This is a genomic window from Cellulomonas massiliensis JC225 (assembly GCF_000312005.1).
Classification (GTDB): Bacteria; Actinomycetota; Actinomycetes; order Actinomycetales; family Cellulomonadaceae; genus Cellulomonas; species Cellulomonas massiliensis.
The window spans coordinates 2,503,485-2,521,806 of sequence record NZ_HE978588.1 but is presented as its reverse complement, the minus strand read 5'-3'; the positions used below and the strand labels follow the sequence as shown (position 1 = coordinate 2,521,806).

The 18,322-nt window shown below is 74.6% G+C and carries 19 protein-coding genes; 2 read left to right on the top strand and 17 right to left on the bottom strand.

Going from position 1 to position 18,322, the window contains the following annotated elements; genetic code table 11:
• Both HGCM_RS18170 and HGCM_RS18895 read left to right on the top strand, forming a co-directional pair.
• Window positions 1–1,316, top strand: a 1,316-nt coding sequence (locus HGCM_RS18170; RefSeq protein WP_019137070.1) for a DUF349 domain-containing protein, incomplete at its 5' end; no start/stop codon positions are given.
• Between the two features lie 120 nt (window positions 1,317–1,436).
• On the top strand, window positions 1,437–2,057 hold the full coding sequence (locus tag HGCM_RS18895) for a hypothetical protein (protein ID WP_019137069.1): 621 nt from the start codon (window positions 1,437–1,439) through the stop codon (window positions 2,055–2,057).
• Here HGCM_RS18895 and HGCM_RS11955 read toward each other — a convergent pair.
• The 17 genes from HGCM_RS11955 to HGCM_RS11875 all read right to left on the bottom strand — a co-directional run bounded on the left by HGCM_RS11955 (window position 2,014) and on the right by HGCM_RS11875 (window position 18,243).
• The gene (locus HGCM_RS11955) at window positions 2,014–4,350 is read right to left on the bottom strand and encodes a RelA/SpoT family protein (protein ID WP_019137068.1); all 2,337 of its coding nucleotides are present in this window, start codon (window positions 4,348–4,350) and stop codon (window positions 2,014–2,016) included. The two genes, HGCM_RS18895 and HGCM_RS11955, sit on opposite strands and share 44 nt — an antisense overlap.
• Before the next feature lie 73 nt (window positions 4,351–4,423).
• Complete coding sequence (locus HGCM_RS11950; protein ID WP_019137067.1) at window positions 4,424–4,981, bottom strand: adenine phosphoribosyltransferase; 558 nt, start codon at window positions 4,979–4,981, stop codon at window positions 4,424–4,426.
• An 8-nt stretch (window positions 4,982–4,989) separates the two neighbouring features.
• Window positions 4,990–6,078, bottom strand: a complete 1,089-nt coding sequence (secF, locus tag HGCM_RS11945; protein WP_019137066.1) for a protein translocase subunit SecF — start codon at window positions 6,076–6,078, stop codon at window positions 4,990–4,992.
• A complete protein-coding gene (secD, locus tag HGCM_RS18160; protein ID WP_147572831.1) occupies window positions 6,078–7,958 on the bottom strand; it encodes a protein translocase subunit SecD in 1,881 nt (626 codons plus the stop codon). The genes secF and secD overlap by 1 nt, the downstream gene beginning before the upstream one ends.
• An 81-nt stretch (window positions 7,959–8,039) precedes the next feature.
• Window positions 8,040–8,441 carry a preprotein translocase subunit YajC gene (yajC, locus tag HGCM_RS11935; RefSeq protein WP_026075439.1) on the bottom strand — a complete coding sequence of 134 codons (402 nt, stop codon included), beginning with the start codon at window positions 8,439–8,441 and terminating at the stop codon, window positions 8,040–8,042.
• A 125-nt stretch (window positions 8,442–8,566) separates the two neighbouring features.
• Window positions 8,567–9,637, bottom strand: a complete 1,071-nt coding sequence (gene ruvB / locus HGCM_RS11930) for a Holliday junction branch migration DNA helicase RuvB (protein ID WP_019137063.1) — start codon at window positions 9,635–9,637, stop codon at window positions 8,567–8,569.
• The gene (gene ruvA, locus HGCM_RS11925; protein ID WP_019137062.1) at window positions 9,630–10,250 is read right to left on the bottom strand and encodes a Holliday junction branch migration protein RuvA; all 621 of its coding nucleotides are present in this window, start codon (window positions 10,248–10,250) and stop codon (window positions 9,630–9,632) included. Before ruvA ends, ruvB begins: the two co-directional genes overlap by 8 nt.
• A 95-nt stretch (window positions 10,251–10,345) precedes the next feature.
• Window positions 10,346–10,909 carry a crossover junction endodeoxyribonuclease RuvC gene (gene ruvC, locus HGCM_RS11920; protein ID WP_019137061.1) on the bottom strand — a complete coding sequence of 188 codons (564 nt, stop codon included), beginning with the start codon at window positions 10,907–10,909 and terminating at the stop codon, window positions 10,346–10,348.
• A 108-nt stretch (window positions 10,910–11,017) separates the two neighbouring features.
• Window positions 11,018–11,773, bottom strand: a complete 756-nt coding sequence (locus HGCM_RS11915) for a YebC/PmpR family DNA-binding transcriptional regulator (RefSeq protein WP_019137060.1) — start codon at window positions 11,771–11,773, stop codon at window positions 11,018–11,020.
• Between the two features lie 8 nt (window positions 11,774–11,781).
• Window positions 11,782–12,438 (bottom strand): pyridoxal 5'-phosphate synthase glutaminase subunit PdxT, encoded by a 657-nt coding sequence (gene pdxT / locus HGCM_RS18155; protein WP_019137059.1) that lies wholly within the window; start codon window positions 12,436–12,438, stop codon window positions 11,782–11,784.
• A 116-nt stretch (window positions 12,439–12,554) separates the two neighbouring features.
• Window positions 12,555–13,199 (bottom strand): NUDIX hydrolase, encoded by a 645-nt coding sequence (locus HGCM_RS11905; protein WP_019137058.1) that lies wholly within the window; start codon window positions 13,197–13,199, stop codon window positions 12,555–12,557.
• Window positions 13,196–14,116 carry a pyridoxal 5'-phosphate synthase lyase subunit PdxS gene (pdxS, locus tag HGCM_RS11900; protein ID WP_026075438.1) on the bottom strand — a complete coding sequence of 307 codons (921 nt, stop codon included), beginning with the start codon at window positions 14,114–14,116 and terminating at the stop codon, window positions 13,196–13,198. The genes HGCM_RS11905 and pdxS overlap by 4 nt, the downstream gene beginning before the upstream one ends.
• Before the next feature lie 73 nt (window positions 14,117–14,189).
• Window positions 14,190–14,861, bottom strand: coding sequence for a hypothetical protein (locus HGCM_RS11895; protein WP_019137056.1), 672 nt, complete (start codon window positions 14,859–14,861; stop codon window positions 14,190–14,192).
• Window positions 14,858–16,051, bottom strand: a complete 1,194-nt coding sequence (locus tag HGCM_RS11890; protein ID WP_147573207.1) for a glycosyltransferase family 4 protein — start codon at window positions 16,049–16,051, stop codon at window positions 14,858–14,860. Before HGCM_RS11890 ends, HGCM_RS11895 begins: the two co-directional genes overlap by 4 nt.
• A 25-nt stretch (window positions 16,052–16,076) precedes the next feature.
• Window positions 16,077–17,042 carry a phosphatidylinositol mannoside acyltransferase gene (locus tag HGCM_RS11885; protein ID WP_019137054.1) on the bottom strand — a complete coding sequence of 322 codons (966 nt, stop codon included), beginning with the start codon at window positions 17,040–17,042 and terminating at the stop codon, window positions 16,077–16,079.
• Window positions 17,039–17,665, bottom strand: coding sequence for a phosphatidylinositol phosphate synthase (pgsA, locus tag HGCM_RS11880; RefSeq protein ID WP_019137053.1), 627 nt, complete (start codon window positions 17,663–17,665; stop codon window positions 17,039–17,041). The genes HGCM_RS11885 and pgsA overlap by 4 nt, the downstream gene beginning before the upstream one ends.
• Window positions 17,665–18,243 carry an HIT family protein gene (locus tag HGCM_RS11875; protein ID WP_019137052.1) on the bottom strand — a complete coding sequence of 193 codons (579 nt, stop codon included), beginning with the start codon at window positions 18,241–18,243 and terminating at the stop codon, window positions 17,665–17,667. The genes pgsA and HGCM_RS11875 overlap by 1 nt, the downstream gene beginning before the upstream one ends.
• Window positions 18,244–18,322: the final 79 nt, after the last annotated feature.

Here is an 18,322-nt window from a genome sequence, read left to right as displayed (position 1 = left end):
CACGCGCCGCAGGCCCCGGCGGCCGTCCCCGCCCTCCCGTCGACGACTCGGCGGAGGTCGCCGCCGCGTCCGCGTTCGGGTCGGTCGACGCCGAGGGCAACGTCTCGGTGCGGGAGGCCACGGGCGAGCGCGTCGTCGGCCAGGTGCCCGGCGCGTCGTCCGAGCAGGAGGCGCTGTCGCTGTACGTGCGGCGCTTCCTGGACCTGCAGGCGAAGGTCACGGTCTTCGAGGCCCGCCTCACGGCGACGGACCTCTCCGTCAAGGAGATCGACCAGACGCTCGCCCGCCTGACCGACGAGCTGCGCGAGCCGGCGGCCGTCGGCGACCTCGACGGTCTGCGCGCGCGCCTCGAGCAGCTGCGCGGCACCGCCGCGGAGCGCCGGGCCGCGGCGGAGGCCGAGCGCACGGCGGCACGGGCAGCGGCCGTCGAGGCGCGGACCGCGATCGTCGAGCAGGCGGAGAAGATCGCCTCCCAGGACCCCGCGCGCATGCAGTGGCGTCCGGCGGGCGAGCAGCTGCGCGGGCTGCTGGAGCAGTGGAAGGACGCGCAGCGCACGGGCCCGCGCCTCGACCGGCCCACCGAGGAGGCGCTGTGGAAGCGGTTCAGCCACGCGCGCACCACGTTCGACCGTGAGCGGCGGCACTACTTCGCCGAGCTCGAGACGCGTAACCAGTCGGCGAAGGCCGCGAAGGAGGCGCTGGTCGCCGAGGCGGAGCAGCTCGCGACGAGCACCGACTGGGGTGCCACGTCCGCCGCGTTCCGCGACCTCATGGCGCGCTGGAAGGCGGCCGGGCGCGCGAGCCGGGCCGACGACGACGCGCTGTGGGCCCGGTTCCGGGCGGCGCAGGACGCGTTCTTCGCAGCCCGGGACGAGCGCAACGCGGCCACGGACGCCGAGTTCCGGGCGAACCTCGAGGTGAAGCTCGGCATCCTGACGGAGGCGGAGGCACTCGTCCCGGTGCGGGACCTCCCCGCCGCCAAGCAGGCGCTGCGCTCGATCCAGGACCGCTGGGAGGCCGCCGGCAAGGTCCCGCGCGCGGACGTGCAGCGCGTCGAGGGCCGGCTGCGCGCCGTCGAGCAGGCGGTGCGCGACGCGGAGCAGGCCCAGTGGTCGCGGACGAACCCGGAGACCCGGGCCCGGGCCGAGGGCGCGGCGGCCCAGCTGGAGGCGGCGATCGCGTCGCTCGAGGCGGACCTGGCCGCCGCCACCCAGGCGGGCGACAAGCGCAGGATCGGTGAGGCGCAGGCCGCCCTCGACGCCCGCCGGGCCTGGCTCGAGCAGGTGCAGCGCGCCGCACGCGACGCGCGCGGCTGACACGCCACCGGCACCCAGCAGGCCCCCCGACGTCCGCGTTGGGGGGCCTGCGTGCGCCGGTCGTCGGCGCCGTCCACAGGCGGCCGGCACGCTCCGCCCGCGAACGGCGATCATCGGCGGGTGAACGCCCGCCTCGACGCCTTCCGGCCGGTGCCGCCGGCGCGCCCCGCCACCGTCCGCCGGCCCGACGTCGGGGACGCGGCCTGGCACGGGCTGCACCGCGACGGCGTGCTGGTGCCGTTGTGGGGCGACCTCGCCCGCGTCGTCGACGCGGCCGAGACACCGGGCCTGCGCGCGGCCGCGCTCGCGGCGGTGATGCCGGCGCGCTCGGTGCTGGCCCGGGCGGCGGCCGCGTGGGTGCACACGGGGACGGGCCGGCCCGCACGCGCGGAGGTCTACGTGCGGCCGGGCGCACGGCACGGCGGCCCGCACCCCCGGCGCGTCGTGCACGAGTCCACGGTGGCACCCGAGCACGTGGTGCTCGTCGGCGGTGTCCCGGTCACGTCGCTCGCACGCACGGCGGCGGACGTGGCGCGGTGGCTGCCCGACGCGGCGGCGCGGTCGCTGCTGCCCGCCCTGCGGGACGGCGGCCTCGACCCGGACGAGGCGGTGCGCGTGCTGGACGGCCAGCGGGGACGGCACCTCGTGGTCGCCCGGACGCGCCTCGCGGCGCTGCGGGACGCCGACGCCGGGACCGTCAGGCCCGGATCGGCGGCTCCTGCGCCGCCTTCGACCCGGTGATCCGGTAGACGTCGAACACGCCGTCCACCTTCCGCACGGCCGAGAGCACGGACGCCAGGTGCGACGGCTCGGCCATCTCGAAGACGAAGCGCGAGAGCGCGACGCGGTCGCGCGAGGTCGAGACCGACGCCGAGAGGATGTTGACGTGGTGGTCGGACAGCACCCGGGTGACGTCCGAGAGGAGCCGGTTGCGGTCCAGCGCCTCGACCTGGATCTGCACGAGGAAGAGCGACGAGCTGCTCTGGCTCCACGAGACGTCGACGATGCGCTCGGGCTGGGCGCGCAGCTGCTCGACGTTGACGCAGTCGGTGCGGTGCACGCTGACCCCGGCTCCGCGCGTGACGAAGCCGATGATCTCGTCGCCCGGCACCGGCGTGCAGCACTTCGCGAGCTTCACCCACACGTCGTCGACCCCGCGCACGACGACGCCCGGGTCGCCGGTGCGCGGCTTGCGCGCGCTGGGGCCCGGACGGGTGGCCTCCGCGAGGTCCTCCTCGGCCGCCGTCTCGCCGCCGAGCGAGTGCACGAGCCGCTGCACGACCGTCTGCGCGGAGACCTGCTGCTCCCCCACCGCTGCGTACAGCGCGGACACGTCGGCGTACCGCATCTCGGCGGCGAGCGTGACGAGAGCCTCCTGCGAGAGCAGGCGCTGCAGCGGCAGGTTCTGCTTGCGCATCGCCTTGGCGATCGCGTCCTTGCCCTGCTCGATCGCCTCCTCGCGGCGCTCCTTGGAGAACCACTGGCGGATCTTGTTCCGCGCGCGGGGGCTCTTGACGAACGCGAGCCAGTCGCGCGACGGACCGGCCGTCTCCGACTTGGACGTGAAGACGTCGACGACGTCCCCGTTCTCCAGCTGCGAGTCCAGCGGGACCAGGCGCCCGTTGACGCGCGCGCCCATCGTGCGGTGCCCGACCTCCGTGTGCACGGCGTACGCGAAGTCGACCGGCGTCGAGCCCTGCGGCAGCGCCATGACGTCGCCCTTGGGCGTGAAGACGTACACCTCGGAGCCGGCGATCTCGAAGCGCAGGGAGTCGAGGAACTCCTCGGGGTCCGTCGTCTCGCGCTGCCAGTCGACCAGCTGGCGCAGCCAGGCCATGTCGTTGGAGTCGTTGGCCGCCTTGGCGCCGCCGTTCTTGGCCGACTCCTTGTACTTCCAGTGCGCCGCGACGCCGTACTCCGCCCGGCGGTGCATCTCGTGCGTGCGGATCTGGATCTCGACGGGCTTGCCGCTCGGCCCGATGACCGTCGTGTGCAGCGACTGGTACATGTTGAACTTCGGCATCGCGATGTAGTCCTTGAACCGGCCGGGGACCGGGTTCCACCGCGCGTGCAGCGCGCCGAGCGCCGCGTAGCAGTCGCGCACCGTGTCCACGAGGACCCGGACGCCGACGAGGTCGTTGATGTCCGAGAAGTCGCGGCCGCGCACGATCATCTTCTGGTAGATGGAGTAGTAGTGCTTCGGCCGGCCCGTGACGGTCGCCTTGATCTTCGCCCCGCGCAGGTCGGCACCCACCTGCTCCCGCACCACCGCGAGGTACTCCTCGCGGGCCGGCGCACGCTCGGCGACCAGGTGCACGATCTCGTCGTAGACCTTGGGGTAGAGCGTCGCGAACGAGAGGTCCTCGAGCTCCCACTTGATCGTGTTCATGCCGAGCCGGTGCGCGAGCGGCGCGTAGATCTCGAGCGTCTCCCGCGCCTTCTTCTGCGCGGACTGCGCGGAGACGAACTTCCACGTGCGGGCGTTGTGCAGGCGGTCCGCGAGCTTGATGACGAGCACCCGGATGTCGCGCGACATCGCGACGACCATCTTGCGCACGGTCTCGGCCTGGGCCGCGTCGCCGTACGTGACCTTGTCGAGCTTCGTCACGCCGTCGACCAGCATCGCGACCTCGGGGCCGAACTCCCGCCGCAGCTGGTCGAGCGAGTACTCCGTGTCCTCGACCGTGTCGTGCAGCAGCGCCGCCACGAGCGTCGACGGGGTCATCCCGAGCTCGGCGAGGATCGTCGCGACGGCGACGGGGTGCGTGATGTACGGGTCGCCGCTCTTGCGGACCTGGCCGCGGTGCTCGCGCTCGGCGACGACGTAGGCCTGCTCGACGGCCGTCAGGTCGGCCTTCGGGTGGTTGGCGCGCGCCGCGGCGAGCACCGGCTCCAGCGCCGGCAGCGCGGGCAGCGAGCGGGACCCGAACCGCGGCAGCCGGGAGCGGACCCGCGACGTGGCCGAGGAGTCGGCCTTGGGCTCCGTGCCGGAGCGCTCGTCGGGGCGCGCGCTCGTGCGGACCTCGTCCGTCATGGCAGCACCTCCCCCGCGCTCGGTTGCAGAAGTCTACGACCGCACGCGGCGCACCCGGGACCGGGCCACCCGGTCAGCCGACCCTGACCAGGGCGTCGACGCGGTGACCGCCCAGCTGCGCCCGCCCGCCGAGCGGGACGATCTCGACGAGGAACGAGACGCCGACGACCTCGGCCCGGCACCGCTCGAGCAGCGACACGGTCGCCGCGGCCGTGCCGCCGGTGGCCAGCACGTCGTCGAGGACCAGCACGCGCGCGCCCTCCGGCACCGTGAACGGGTGCAGCTCCACTGTGGCGGTGCCGTACTCCAGCGCGTAGCTCTCGGAGACGGTCGGCCCCGGCAGCTTGCCGGCCTTGCGCACGGGCAGGACGCCGGCCCCGAGCGCGACGGCGACCGGGGCGGCCAGCAGGAAGCCACGGGCCTCCATGCCGGCGACGAGGTCCACGGGACCCTCGACGCGCGCGGCGATGAGCGCGACGACGTCGGCGAACGCCTCGGCGTCGGCGAGCAGCGGCGTGATGTCGCGGAACAGGACGCCCGGCTCCGGGTAGTCCGGCACCAGCCGGACCAGCTCGTCGACCCGGCGCAGCACGCGGTCCTCGTCCGGACCCCCGGACGAGGACCGCGCCACGCCTGCTGTCACCGCTTGGTCCGCCGGCGCCTCGGCTGCGCCGCCGTGCCCTGGTGCGAGCCGGGCACGGTCGCGCCGACCGTCGCCGCGTGGGCGAGGACGGGGGCGCCCTCCTCGCCGCTCGAGCGGCGCGCCCGCAGGACCTTGGCGGTGTGGGCGGCCACCTTCGGCTCCCGCTCGCGCAGCCACACCTCGAGGGGCGTCGCGAGGAAGATCGACGAGAAGGTGCCGACGAGCATGCCGACGAACAGGGCCAGCGAGATGTCGCGCAGCGTCCCGGCGCCGAGGACGAAGGCCCCGACGAACAGGATCGCCCCGACGGGCAGGAGCGCCACGACCGACGTGTTGATCGACCGGACGAGGGTCTGGTTCACGGCGAGGTTCGCACGCTCGGCGTACGTGTGCCGGCTCTGGTCGAGCACGTCGGCGGTGTTCTCCCGGACCTTGTCGAACACGACGACCGTGTCGTAGATCGAGTAGCCGAGGATCGTGAGGAAGCCGATGACCGTGGACGGCGTGACCTCCCAGCCGACCGCCGCGTACACGCCCACCGTGATCAGCAGGTCGTGGAACAGCGCGATGAGCGCGGCCAGCGCGAACCGCCAGTTCCGGAAGTACAGCGTCATCACGACGGTGACGAACAGCAGGAACACGACGATGCCGGTGATGGCCTTCTGCGAGACGTCGGCTCCCCACGTGGGGCCGATGAACTGCGTCGTGACCTGGTTCGGCGCCACCTGGAAGGCGTCGGCGAGGGCGGCCGCCACCTCCTCGCTCTCCGCGCGGTCGAGCTCGGAGGTCTGGATCCGCAGGCTGTTCGCGCCGAGGTCGCTGACCTTGGGCGCCTCGTCGGGGGCGATGGACTGCACCGTGTCGATCGCGAGCTGCTGCGAGCGGTCGGTGATGCCCGAGACGACGAACTCCGAGCCCCCGCGGAACTCGATGCCCGGGTTGAGGCCCGGCTTGACGAGCAGGATGCCCGAGAGCACCACGAGGACGGCGGAGATCGTGAACCACAGCCGGCGGCGGCCGACGATGTCGTACGACCGGCGGCCGGTGTAGAGGTCGTTGCCCCACTGGGCGAATCCGGCGGCCATCAGTCGTTCCCCTCGGTGGTCTGCGGGGCGTCGGTCGGCGCGTCCGCGCGGCGGGCGGCCGCGCGCTCGGCGGCACGCCGCTCCGCGATCGTCATGCCGCCGGTGCCGACCGGCGTCGGCACCTTGCGGTCGGTGACCGGCTCGTCCTCGACGGCGTCCTCGGGGCCGGCGGTGCTGCGCGGGCCGGTGACGACCTTGCCGCGGCCGACGTACCGGGTCCGCTCGGGCGCACCCAGGCGTCGCGGGTCGAGGCCGGACAGCGGGTGTCCGCCGCCCCAGAACCGGGTCCGGGCGATGATCTCCATCATCGGGTGGGTGAAGAGGAACACCACGATCACGTCGATCACGGTGGTGAGCCCGAGCGTGAACGCGAACCCGCGCACGCCGCCGACCGACAGGGCGTAGAGCACCACGGCCGCGAGCAGGTTCACGGCGTCGGACGCCAGGATCGTGCGCCGGGCGCGGTCCCAGCCCCGCTCGACCGCGGCCGGGAGCGTGCGCCCGTCGCGGAGCTCGTCGCGGATGCGCTCGAAGTACACGATGAACGAGTCGGCGGTGATGCCGATCGCGATGATGAGGCCGGCCACGCCGGGCAGCGACAGCCGGTACCCCTGCGTCCACGACAGCAGGGCGATGACGCCGTAGGTGAGCACGCCCGCCACGACGAGCGACCCGACCGTCAGGATCGCGAGGGCCCGGTACTGCAGGAACGAGTAGATGACCACGAGCACGAGGCCGATGAGGCCGGCGACGAGGCCCGCCTGCAGCTGCTCGGACCCGAGCGTGGCGGAGACCCGCTGCTCGCTCTCGACCTGGAACGTCAGCGGCAGCGACCCGAAGTTGAGCTGCTGCGCGAGCGTCGCGGCCGTCGCCTGCGTGAAGTCGCCCGAGATCTCGGCCTGGCCGTTCGGGATCACGGTGTTCACCTGGGGCGCCGAGATCACGAGCCCGTCGAGCACCATCGCGAACTGGTTCTGCGGCGGCTGCTGCGCCAGGAGGCGCTCGGTCGTCTTGGCGAAGGTCGTCGTCCCGGCGTTCGTGAACTTGATGTTCACGACCCACTCGGTGCCGACGCCGCCGTTGGGCAGCACCTGCAGGCCCGAGGTCGCGGAGTCGATCTGCGTGCCGGGGATCTCGATGGGGCCGAGGGCGTACTTGTAGACGCCGTCGGTGTCGCACGTGACGAACGCCTTGTCGGCCGCGCCGGGCTCACCGCCGGCGAGCGCGCCCTCGGCGGAGCAGTCGAGGTCCTCGAACTGCTGCTGCACCTCGGGCGTCAGGTAGTACGCGGCGTCGCTCGGGCTCTGCGCCCCGGAGGAGGCCGAGGGCGAGGGCTCGGGCGTGGGCGTCGTCGCGCCCGGAACGGTGCCGGCGACGGAGCCGTCGGCCGTCGCGCTCGCCGACGCGGACGGCTCCGGCGTGGCCTCCTCGGTCGGGGTGTCCGTCGGGGAGTCCGTCGGCGTGGCCGTGGGCTCGGGCGCCGGGGAGCCGACGTCGACGGCGAGGACGGGCCGGAAGTCCATCTGCGAGGACTTGCGGACGAGGTCGAGCGTCTCCTGCGACGGCGTGCCGGGCAGGGAGACGACGATGTTGCGCTGCCCCTGGCGGCTGATCTCCGCCTCGGACACGCCGGACGCGTCCACACGCTGGCGGATCACGGAGATCGCCTGGTTGATGTCCTCGGAGGTCGGCGTCCCGGCGCTGGAGACCGGCGTGAGGATCAGCTGCGTGCCGCCCTCGAGGTCGAGCGCGAGGCCGGGCGTCCAGGACGCGTTCGACACCTTCGTGCCGACGAAGACCGAACCGAAGACCGTGAGGACGATGCCGAGCAGCACGAGGAGCGTGCGGCCCGGCCGTCGGCGGCGGGTAGGAGGAGCCAACTGGGTTCTTCTCTCGTGCGCGCACCGGCCGCGTCGGCGGCCGGTGGGATCCGGGCCCGGTGGGAGATCCGGGCCGTGCGGTTACTTCTCCTGCTCGCCGTCCTTCTTCGGGGCGGGCGGCAGGGACGACAGGTCGTCGGGGACGTCGATCGGCTCGTCCGCGACGTCGGTCGCGGGGTCCGTCTCGTCCGTGCCGTCGACGGCGTCGTCCTCGTACTCGTCCTCGACCGGCGGCTCGACCTTGCGCAGGATCGCCTGGCGCAGCCAGCGGGTCTGCGCGCCGCCCGGCTCGGTCTCGAGCGTGACCTTCTCGGGGTCGTCGGCGTCGACGACGGTGCCGAACAGGCCGGACGCGGTCATGACCTCGTCACCCACCTCGAGGTGGTTCCGGAACTCCGCCTGCTGACGCTGCATCTTCTGGTTCCGACGCGACATCCAGAACATCGCGCCGACAGCCAGTGCGGCGATGAGGATCAATTCCACGAGACAACAGCTCCGTTCGAGTGGTGACCGACGCAGTCTAGGCGCACGCGCCCGGGGCTCCAACGCGCCTGGGCCGCCCGGGGTTCCCCGCCCGCGCGCGCCGGCTCCGCGCCCGCCCGGGGCGGTCAGGCGAAGAGGGTGCCCGTCTCGCTCGGCGGCGTGAGGCCCAGGTGCGCCCAGGCGGCCGGAAGCGCGACGCGTCCGCGCGGCGTCCGGCCGACCAGGCCCTCGCGGACGAGGAACGGCTCCGCGACGGTCTCGACGGTCTCGGGCTCCTCGCCGACGGCCACCGCCAGCGTGGTGAGGCCCACCGGGCCGCCGCCGAACCGGCGGCACAGCGCCTCCAGCACGGAGCGGTCGAGGCGGTCCAGGCCCCGGCGGTCGACCTCGTACACCTCGAGCGCGGCGCGGGCCGCCGCCAGGTCGAGCGAGCCGTCCCCGCGCACCTCGGCCCAGTCGCGCACGCGCCGCAGCAGGCGGTTGGCGATCCGGGGGGTCCCGCGCGAGCGGGAGGCGATCTCGTGGGCGGCCTGGTGGGTGAGCGGGACGTCGAGCAGGCCGGCCGACCGCAGCAGGACGCGCTCCAGCTCGTCGTCGGCGTAGAAGTCGAGGTGCCCCGTGAAGCCGAAGCGGTCGCGCAGCGGGGCGGGCAGCAGGCCCGCACGGGTGGTCGCGCCGACGACCGTGAACGGCGGCAGGGCGAGCGGGATCGCGCTCGCGCCCGCACCCTTGCCGACGACGACGTCGACCCGGAAGTCCTCCATCGCGACGTAGAGCAGCTCCTCCGCGGGGCGGGCGAGCCGGTGGATCTCGTCGAGGAAGAGCACCTCGCCCTCCTCCAGGGAGGAGAGCACCGCGGCGAGGTCGCCCGCGTGCTGGATCGCGGGCCCGCTCGTGACGCGCAGCGACGCGCCGAGCTCGGCGGCGATGATCATCGCCAGCGTGGTCTTGCCCAGGCCGGGCGGGCCGGACAGCAGCACGTGGTCCGGCGCCCGGCCGCGGCGACGGGCGGCCTGCAGCACGAGGGAGAGCTGGTCGCGCACGACGCGCTGCCCGACGAACTCGTCGAGGCTGCGCGGCCGCAGCGCCGCCTCGGCCGCGCGCTCGACCGCGTCCGCGTCGGGCCGCACCAGGGACTGCGCCGCGAACCGCTCGGTGACGAGCTCGTCGAGGTCCTCCTCGTGCCGCTCAGCCACGCCCGCCGCCCAGCGTCCGCAGCGCCGCGCGCAGCACGCCCGCGACCTCGTCGGCGGCGACCGGGCCCTCCGAGCCCTCCAGCACCGTGGCGACCGCGTCGCCCGCGACGCGCGCGTTCCAGCCGAGCCCCACGAGCGCCTCGACCACCTGGTCCCGCCGGTCGCCCGGGTCCACGGCCGCCGCTCCCCCGCCGGTCGCGACGGGGGCGGACGGCGAGCCGAGCCGGTCGCCGAGCTCCAGGACGATGCGCTGCGCGCCCTTGCGGCCGATGCCCGGGACGCGCTCGAGCGCCTTGAGGTCCTCGTCCGCGACCGCGCGCCGCAGCGCGTCCGGCGTGTGGACGGCGAGCATCGCCAGCGCCAGGCGCGGGCCGACGCCGCTGACGGTCTGGACGACCTCGAACACCTCGCGCTCGTCCGCGTCGGCGAAGCCGTAGAGCGTCAGGGCGTCCTCGCGCACGACGAGCGAGGTCGAGAGCCGGGCGCTCTGCCCGACGCGCAGGCCCGCGAGGGTCGCCGGCGTCGCGTGCAGCAGCAGACCGACGCCCCCGACCTCCACGACCGCGGCGTCGAGCCGCAGCGCGAGCACCGTGCCGTGCACCGAGGCGATCACAGGTCCGCTCCCTCCCGGCGTCGCACCCGCGGCCCGCCGTCGTCGGGCACACTCTCGCACGGCCGACCGAACAGGTGTACGAGGACACGCCGCCCTCAGGCGCGCCGGGCCGCCTGCTCCGCGGCGGCCCACGCCCGCTGCGCGGGGGTCAGGGCGCTCGGCGGTCGCTGCGGCGCACCGAGCGCGCCCGCCGGCCGCCAGAGGTGGCACACGGCGAGCGCCAGCGCGTCCGCGGCGTCCGCCGGCCGCGGCAGCTCCTCGAGCGACAGGATGCGGGCGACCATCGTCTGGACCTGCGCCTTCCCGGCCCGCCCGTTGCCGGTCACCGCGGCCTTCACCTCGGACGGCGTGTGCAGCGCGACGGGGACGCGCCGGCGTGCGGCCGCCAGCATCGCGATCCCCGCGACCTGCGCGGTCCCCATCACGGTGCTCACGTTGTGCTGGGCGAAGACGCGCTCGACCGCGACCGTGTCGGGGGCGTGCTCCTCGATCGCGGCGTCCAGCGCGGTGGCGATGGCGAGGAGGCGCTGGTCGACGTCCCATCCGGCGTCGGACCGGGCGACCGAGACGTGCACGAGCCGCGCCCGCCGCCCGGGCAGGCCGTCGACGACGCCGATCCCGCATCGGGTCAGGCCGGGGTCCACTCCGAGCACGCGCACCCGGCCATCGTCGCAAGCCGCCGGTCCCCCGCGGCGCACCGCCACGCCCGCGGACGCGACGAGGGCGTGCGACCGCTGCGGTCGCACGCCCTGCGGGGTCGCTCGCTCTCAGTCGTCCTCGAGCTCCGCCATGACCTCGTCGGACGCGTCGAAGTTCGCGTACACGTTCTGCACGTCGTCGGAGTCCTCGAGCGCGTCGATGAGGCGCAGGATCTTGCGGGCGCCGTCGGCGTCGACCTCGATCTGCGTGGACGGCCAGAACACGACGTCGGCGGAGTCGTACTCGATGCCCGCGTCCTGCAGCGCGCTGCGCACCGGGACGAGGTCGGTCGCCTCGGACAGCACCTCGAACTGGTCGCCGAGGTCGGTGACCTCCTCGCCGCCGGCCTCGAGCACCGCCTCCATGACGGCGTCCTCGTCCGTGCCCTCCTTGGGCACGATGACGACGCCCTTGCGGCTGAAGATGTACGACACCGAGCCGGGGTCGGCCATCTGCCCGCCGTTGCGCGTGAACGCGACGCGGACGTCGGACGCCGCCCGGTTGCGGTTGTCGGTGAGGCACTCGACCAGCACGGCGACGCCGCCGGGGCCGTAGCCCTCGTACATGATCGTCTGGTAGTCGGCGCCGCCGGCCTCCTGGCCGGAGCCGCGCTTGACGGCGCGGTCGATGTTGTCGTTCGGGACCGACGACTTCTTCGCCTTCTGGATCGCGTCGAAGAGCGTCGGGTTGCCCGCGGGGTCACCGCCGCCCGTGCGGGCGGCGACCTCGATGTTCTTGATGAGCTTCGCGAAGAGCTTGCCGCGCTTCGCGTCGATCACGGCCTTCTTGTGCTTCGTGGTGGCCCACTTGGAGTGACCCGACATCGCCTCTGCTACCCCTTTGCTCCCGCGTCGGGCCCGGCCTGCCCCACCGTCGCTGCGGGGGCTGCGGCCGACGCCTCGCGGACGATCTGCACGAACAGCTGGTGCACCCGCGTGTCCCCGGTGACCTCCGGATGGAAGGACGTCACGAGCAGAGGACCCTGACGGACCGCGACGATCCTACCGGCGGCGGGCCCGCTCTCCACGCGGCCGACGACCGTCGCGGCCGGCCCGACCTCCTCGACCCACGGAGCGCGGATGAACACCGCGTGCACCGGGCCGTCGACGCCGTCGACCGAGAGGTCCGTCTCGAAGGACTCGACCTGGCGCCCGAACGCGTTGCGCCGCACCGTGACGTCGACGCCGCCGAGCGTCTGCTGGCCCTCGATCCCCCCGAGCACCCGGTCCGCGAGCAGGATCATGCCCGCGCACGACCCGTACGCCGGCATGCCCGCGCGCAGCCGCTCGCGCACGGGCTCGAACAGCTCGAAGGCGCGCAGCAGCTTGTCGATCGTGGTGGACTCGCCGCCCGGCAGCACGAGCGCGTCGACCGCGTCCAGCTCCGAGCGGCGGCGCACCGGCACCGCCCGCGCGCCGGAGCTCTCGAGGGCGTGCAGGTGCTCGCGGACGTCGCCCTGCAGGGCGAGGACACCGATGGTGGGAGGCACGTCCGTCATCGTAAGGACGCCGGAGGGGGCACCGGTGCGCCCGTCCGTGTGCGCGTCGTCACGGCCGCCGCCGGGAGGCGGGGCGTCGGCAGGGCGTCGGCGGGGCGTCCGCGGCGCTACTCGTGCGCGAGGCCGAGGTGGCGGGTCACGCCGTCCCACCCCGGCAGCACGCTGCGGACGAGCTCGACGAGCCCCTCCGGGAAGACCTCGATCTCGACGCGTGCCAGCTCGTCGAGGTCCCACCAGCGCAGCTCGTCGAGGACGTCGAGCTCCACGGACGTCCACGTCGAGCGGTCGGGCCCGACGAAGGCGTCCGCGCCGACGCGTGCGACGTACAGCTCCTCGTCCTGGCGGCAGCGCGCCGCGTAGAAGTCGAAGATCGCCGACCGGGTGAAGACGGGCCCCGTCAGCGCGTCGACCGGCACGACGACACCGGTCTCCTCGCGCAGCTCGCGCACGGCCGCCTCGCGGGCGGACTCGCCCGCGTCGATGCCGCCGCCCACCGTGAACCACCAGGACCGCTCGGGCTGGTCGAGGTCATGGCCGCGCACCAGCAGCACCCGGTCGTCCTCGTCGAGCAGGATCACCCGCGCCGCCCGCCGGAACAGCAGCCCGTCCTCTCCCGGGACCCAGTCGGGTCCGAGCGCGCGCACCGGGCTCGCGTCCGCGGCCGCCCCGGCCGCCGGCACGGCCGAGGCCGCGCCCCCCTCGAGGGGGGACGCGGCCTCGTGCACGTCGTGCGCCGGCTGCTCGGCCGTCACCAGCCGCGCTCGGCCAGGCGGTGCGGCACCGGGACGTCGTCGACGTTGATGCCGACCATCGCCTCGCCGAGGCCGCGGGACACCTTGGCGATCACGTCGGGGTCGTCGTAGAACGTCGTCGCCTTGACGATCGCGGCGGCCCGCTCGGCGGGGTTGCCCGACTTGAAGATGCCGGAGCCGACGAACACGCCCTCGGCGCCGAGCTGCATCATCATGGCGGCGTCGGCCGGGGTCGCGATCCCGCCCGCGGTGAAGAGCACGACCGGCAGCTTGCCGGCGGTCGCGACCTCCTTGACGAGCTCGTACGGCGCCTGCAGCTCCTTGGCCGCGAGGTACAGCTCGTCCTCGGGCAGGGAGGTGAGGCGGCGGATCTCGTCGCGCAGGGTGCGCATGTGCGTCGTCGCGTTCGAGACGTCACCCGTGCCGGCCTCGCCCTTGGAGCGGATCATCGCCGCACCCTCGGTGATGCGGCGCAGGGCCTCGCCGAGGTTCGTCGCGCCGCACACGAACGGCACGGTGAACGCCCACTTGTCGATGTGGTGGCTGTAGTCGGCGGGCGTGAGCACCTCGGACTCGTCGACGTAGTCGACGCCGAGGCTCTGCAGCACCTGGGCCTCGACGAAGTGCCCGATGCGGGCCTTCGCCATGACGGGGATGGACACCGCCTCGATGATCCCGTCGACGAGGTCGGGGTCGCTCATGCGCGCGACGCCGCCCTGGGCGCGGATGTCCGCCGGGACCCGCTCGAGCGCCATGACCGCGACGGCGCCGGCGTCCTCGGCGATCTTCGCCTGCTCGGGCGTGACGACGTCCATGATGACGCCGCCCTTGAGCATCTCGGCCATGCCGCGCTTCACGCGCGCCGTGCCGGTCGCGCCGGCGTGCTGGCCGGCGGGGGTGGTGGTCTCGCTGGTCACGAAGAGCCTCACAGGTCGTGCGGGTGGGAGTCGTCCCATCGTAGTGCGCGACGGCCGCGTCCCCGGTGCCGTCTCAGGCGTCGGGCCCCGCGGGCTCGGGCTGGGCGAGCGCGCCCGGCCGGCCCAGCGCGCTGGGCCACTCGTCGTCGATCTCGAGGGTGCGCGGCCACGGGGCGTGCCCGGCGAGGCGCAGCAGCCGGACCACCGGCTTGCGCCGCACCCGCTGGGTCTGCGCGACCGCCTCGTTGAGGAAGCGGCGGGACAGCTGCACCCGGTACCACGCCTGGCCGAGCGCGCCGACGAGCTCGTCGCCCGCCGGCTCCGACCGCAGCGCGCTGAGCTCCTCCGGGTCCGCCAGGACCTCGCGCAGCGTCGCCGAGAGCTCGCTCTCGATCCGGCCCCGGTCCGGGCCGTCCACGGGCAGCGCGTCCGGCGCCTCGGGGTCGGTGATGAGCCGGCGCAGGTCGGGCGGCAGGACGGTGGCGACCTCGGACTCCGCGCCGCCCGCGGCGAGCGCGGACCAGGCGGCCTCCGCCACGATCAGCGAGCTGACGGGGTCGAGCAGGCCGGACGTCGCGAGCTCGGCCGCGACGGTCGCCCGGCGCACCAGCTGGCCGTCCACGACGGCGCGCGACGACCCGACCTTGCGGTGCAGCCGGTCCAGCCGGGAGGCCATCACCCAGACCCACCACAGCACCAGGACGACGGCGAGCGTGGCGACGAGCGCGACCTCCGACCACCTCATCGCGCCTCACCCCGGCGCCGCAGCTCGAGCAGCCGCGCACCGCGCAGCGACGCCGGGTCCTCGCCCACGGGCGCGTCGTGGCCCGCGACGGCCATCTCGTACACCGCGAGCACCTGGTCGGTCACGGCGGACCAGTCGTAGCGCCGGACGACGCGCCGGGCGACCTCCTCGCGCGCGGCGCGCCCCTCGGGGTCGCGGAGCACGGCGACGAGCGTGTCGGCGAGGTCCGCGCTGTCACCCGTCCGGAACAGCGTGCCGGCGGTCCCGCCGTCGAGGACGCGGGCGAAGGCCCCGAGGTCGCTCGCGACGACCGAGGTGCCCGCCGCCATCGCCTCGGCGAGGACGATGCCGAAGCTCTCACCGCCCGTCTGCGGCGCCACGTAGGCGTCGACGGAGGCGAGGAGGCTCGCCTTGTCCTGCTCGCTCACCGACCCGAGGAACTCGACGGCGGCCGCGTCGGGCCCGAGCAGCTCCTGCGCCTGCTGCGGCCCGGTCTCGCCGCGGCCGGCGACGAGGAACCGGACGCCCGGGATCCGCTCGCGCACCGAGCGCACGGCGCCCAGCAGCACGGGCAGCCCCTTGCGGGGCTCGTCCAGGCGCCCGAGGAACGCGACCGTGGGGGCGTCGGGCGTGCCGGTCCAGCGCGGGTCGGCGCCCGCCGCGGCGAACGTGTCGACGTACACGCCGTTCGGGATGACGACCGCGTCGCCGCCCAGGTGCTCGACGAGCGTGCGCCGCGCGTCCTCGGACACGGCGATGCGGGCCGAGATCTTCTCGAGGGACTGCCGCACGAGCGGGAAGGCGACCTGCATGGAGCGCGACCGCGCCGTCGAGGTGTGGAACGTCGCGACCACCGGGCCGTCGGCGATCCACAGCGCGAGCATCGACAGGCTCGGGGTCACGGGCTCGTGCAGGTGGAGCACGTCGAACCGACCCGCCGCCAGCCACCGGCGCGTGCGCGCCGCGGTGACGGGGCCGAAGGTGAGGCGCGCGACCGAGCCGTTGTACCGGACGGGCACGGCGCGGCCGGCCGCGGTGAGGTAGTCGGGCACGGGGGTCTCGTCGTCCGCGGGCGCGAGCACCTCCACCGTGTGGCCACGGGCCATGAGCGCCTCGGCGAGGTCCTTCACGTGGATCTGCACGCCGCCCGGGACGTCGAACGAGTACGGGCAGACGATCCCGACGCGCAGGCGGCGCGCGGGCGCCTCGGTCGCCTCAGCCACGCGCGCCACGCTCCTCGGCCAGGGTCCTGGCGTAGCGCTCGGGGTCGAGGTCCTCCACGAACACCTTCTGCAGCATGTGCCAGTCCTCGGGGTGGTGCCGGATCCCGTCGGCCAGCTCGTCGACCCACGCCTGCGTCATGCGGGCGACCTGCGCGGCGCGCGGCAGCCCCTGGGGCACGGGCACCTGCGCACGAAACTCGAGCACGATGCCCCACGGGGAGCCCGCTCGCCGCCGGCGCTCGCCCGTGAGCCGCTCGTAGGTGATCGGCACGGGGAACAGCGGCTGCCCGCTGGCGAGCGCGAGCGCGGCGGGACCGGCGGCGACCCGGGCGGGGCGTCCGAAGAGGTCCACCTCGACGCCGCGCGCGGTGAGGTCGCGGTCGGCGAGCAGCGGCAGGACGAACGGCCCGCCGCGCGCCGTGCGGATGAGCTCGCGGAAGACGTCGCCGCCGCCCGTGAGCGGCAGGATCCGCAGGCCGAGGCTCTCGCGGAACCGGACGAACTCCTGGAACAGCTCCTCGGGCTTGAGCCGCTCGGCGACGGTCACGACGGGCGCCAGGTGCGGCGACGCCCACGCGCCCGCGAGGTCCCAGTTGCCGACGTGCCCGAGCGCGAGCACGACGGTGCGCCCCTCGTCGAGGTACGGCTGGAGGTGCTCCCGGCCGACGACCCGCACGCGGGCGTCGACCTGCTCGGGCGTCCACGCAGGCAGCGTGAACGCCTCGCCGAAGTAGCGCATGTACGACCGCATGCCTGCCCGCGACAGCCGGCGCAGCGCGCGCCGGTCGAGCTCGGGGCGCACCCGAGCGAGGTTCTTCTCGAGCTGCCGCACCCCCCCGCCGCGCCGCAGCCAGGCGGCGTCCGCGGCCAGGGCGAACCCCGCCCGCACGAGGCCGCCGGGCAGCTTCCCGGCGACCCGCCACCCGACCCGGTAGGCGGCCGCGACGTCGACCTTCATGCCGCGAGCTCCCGCGCCTGGCGGTGGACCATGGCCATCCGCTGCACCACGGTCACCGCGGAGGCGAGCGCGAGCAGCGCGAGGACGACGGCGAGCACGACGAGCGGCGCACCGAGGCCGACGACGAAGATCGCGACCAGCACGACGAGCAGGCGGTCCGCGCGCTCGGCGATGCCGCCCGACGCGGTCATGCCCAGCCCCTCGGCGCGGGCCCGGGCGTACGGCACGACCGACCCGAGCACCAGGCACGCGAGCGCGAGGACGGCGGACACCCGGGCGGTCGTGGTGCCGTCGTCGCCGTACCCGAACAGCCACAGGACGAGCCCGCCGAAGATCGCCGCGTCGCCGAAGCGGTCGAGCGTCGAGTCGAGGAACGCGCCCCACGGGCCGCTGCGCCCGGCCTGCCGGGCCATGACGCCGTCGAGGGAGTCGGTCAGCACGAACACCGTGATGACGAGCACGCCGGGCACGAGGTTGCCGCGCGGGAACGCCCACAGGGCCGTCACCACGACGACGAGCGTGCCCGTGATCGTCACCGCGTCCGGCGAGACGCCGGCCCTCAGCAGCGCGCGCGCCACCGGCGTGAAGACGCGCTGCATCACGCCCCGCAGTCGGTGCAGCATCAGGCCTCCTCCTCCGGCGCCGCCGGCCACGCCGCCGCGAGCCGCGCGCGCGTGTCGGCGAGCAGCTCGGGCAGCGCCCGGCTACGGGCGACGATGGGCAGGAAGTTCGAGTCCCCGCGCCAGCGCGGCACGACGTGCTGGTGCAGGTGGGCGGCGATCCCGGCGCCCGCGACCTCGCCCTGGTTCATGCCCAGGTTGAAGCCCTGCGGCGCGGACACGGCGCGGACCACCCGCATCGCCGTCTGCGTCAGCCGCGCCACCTCGTCCGTCTCCGCGGGCGTGAGGTCCGTGTAGTCGGCGACGTGCCGGTACGGGCACACCAGCAGGTGGCTCGTGTTGTACGGGTACAGGTTGAGGCAGACGAACGCCGCGGAGCCCCGCGCGACGACGAGCCCCTGCTCGTCGTCCAGCGTCGGGATGCGGCAGAAGGGGCAGCCCTCCCCCGCCTCGGGCCCGTCCGGCTTGTCCTGCCCGCCGATGTAGACCATGCGGTGGGGCGTCCACAGGCGCTCGAAGCCGTCGGGCTCGCCGGCGAACTGCCCCGCCGGGTCCACCTCGACGGTCCGGTCGTCGACCACCGCTCAGACCTGCGCGTGCTCGCGGATCGCGGCCACGACACGCTCGACCGCCTCGGCCACCGGCACGCCGTTCTCCTGG

Excerpts from the sequence above, each read along its gene's own strand:
- HGCM_RS11955 (WP_019137068.1), bottom strand. The coding sequence starts at position 4,350 with ATGACGGACGAGGTCCGCACGAGCGCGCGCCCCGACGAGCGCTCCGGC.
- secF (WP_019137066.1), bottom strand. The coding sequence starts at position 6,078 with ATGGCCGCCGGATTCGCCCAGTGGGGCAACGACCTCTACACCGGCCGC.
- HGCM_RS11915 (WP_019137060.1), bottom strand. The coding sequence starts at position 11,773 with ATGTCGGGTCACTCCAAGTGGGCCACCACGAAGCACAAGAAGGCCGTG.
- HGCM_RS11895 (WP_019137056.1), bottom strand. The coding sequence starts at position 14,861 with ATGAGGTGGTCGGAGGTCGCGCTCGTCGCCACGCTCGCCGTCGTCCTG.
- HGCM_RS11885 (WP_019137054.1), bottom strand. The coding sequence starts at position 17,042 with ATGAAGGTCGACGTCGCGGCCGCCTACCGGGTCGGGTGGCGGGTCGCC.
- pgsA (WP_019137053.1), bottom strand. The coding sequence starts at position 17,665 with ATGCTGCACCGACTGCGGGGCGTGATGCAGCGCGTCTTCACGCCGGTG.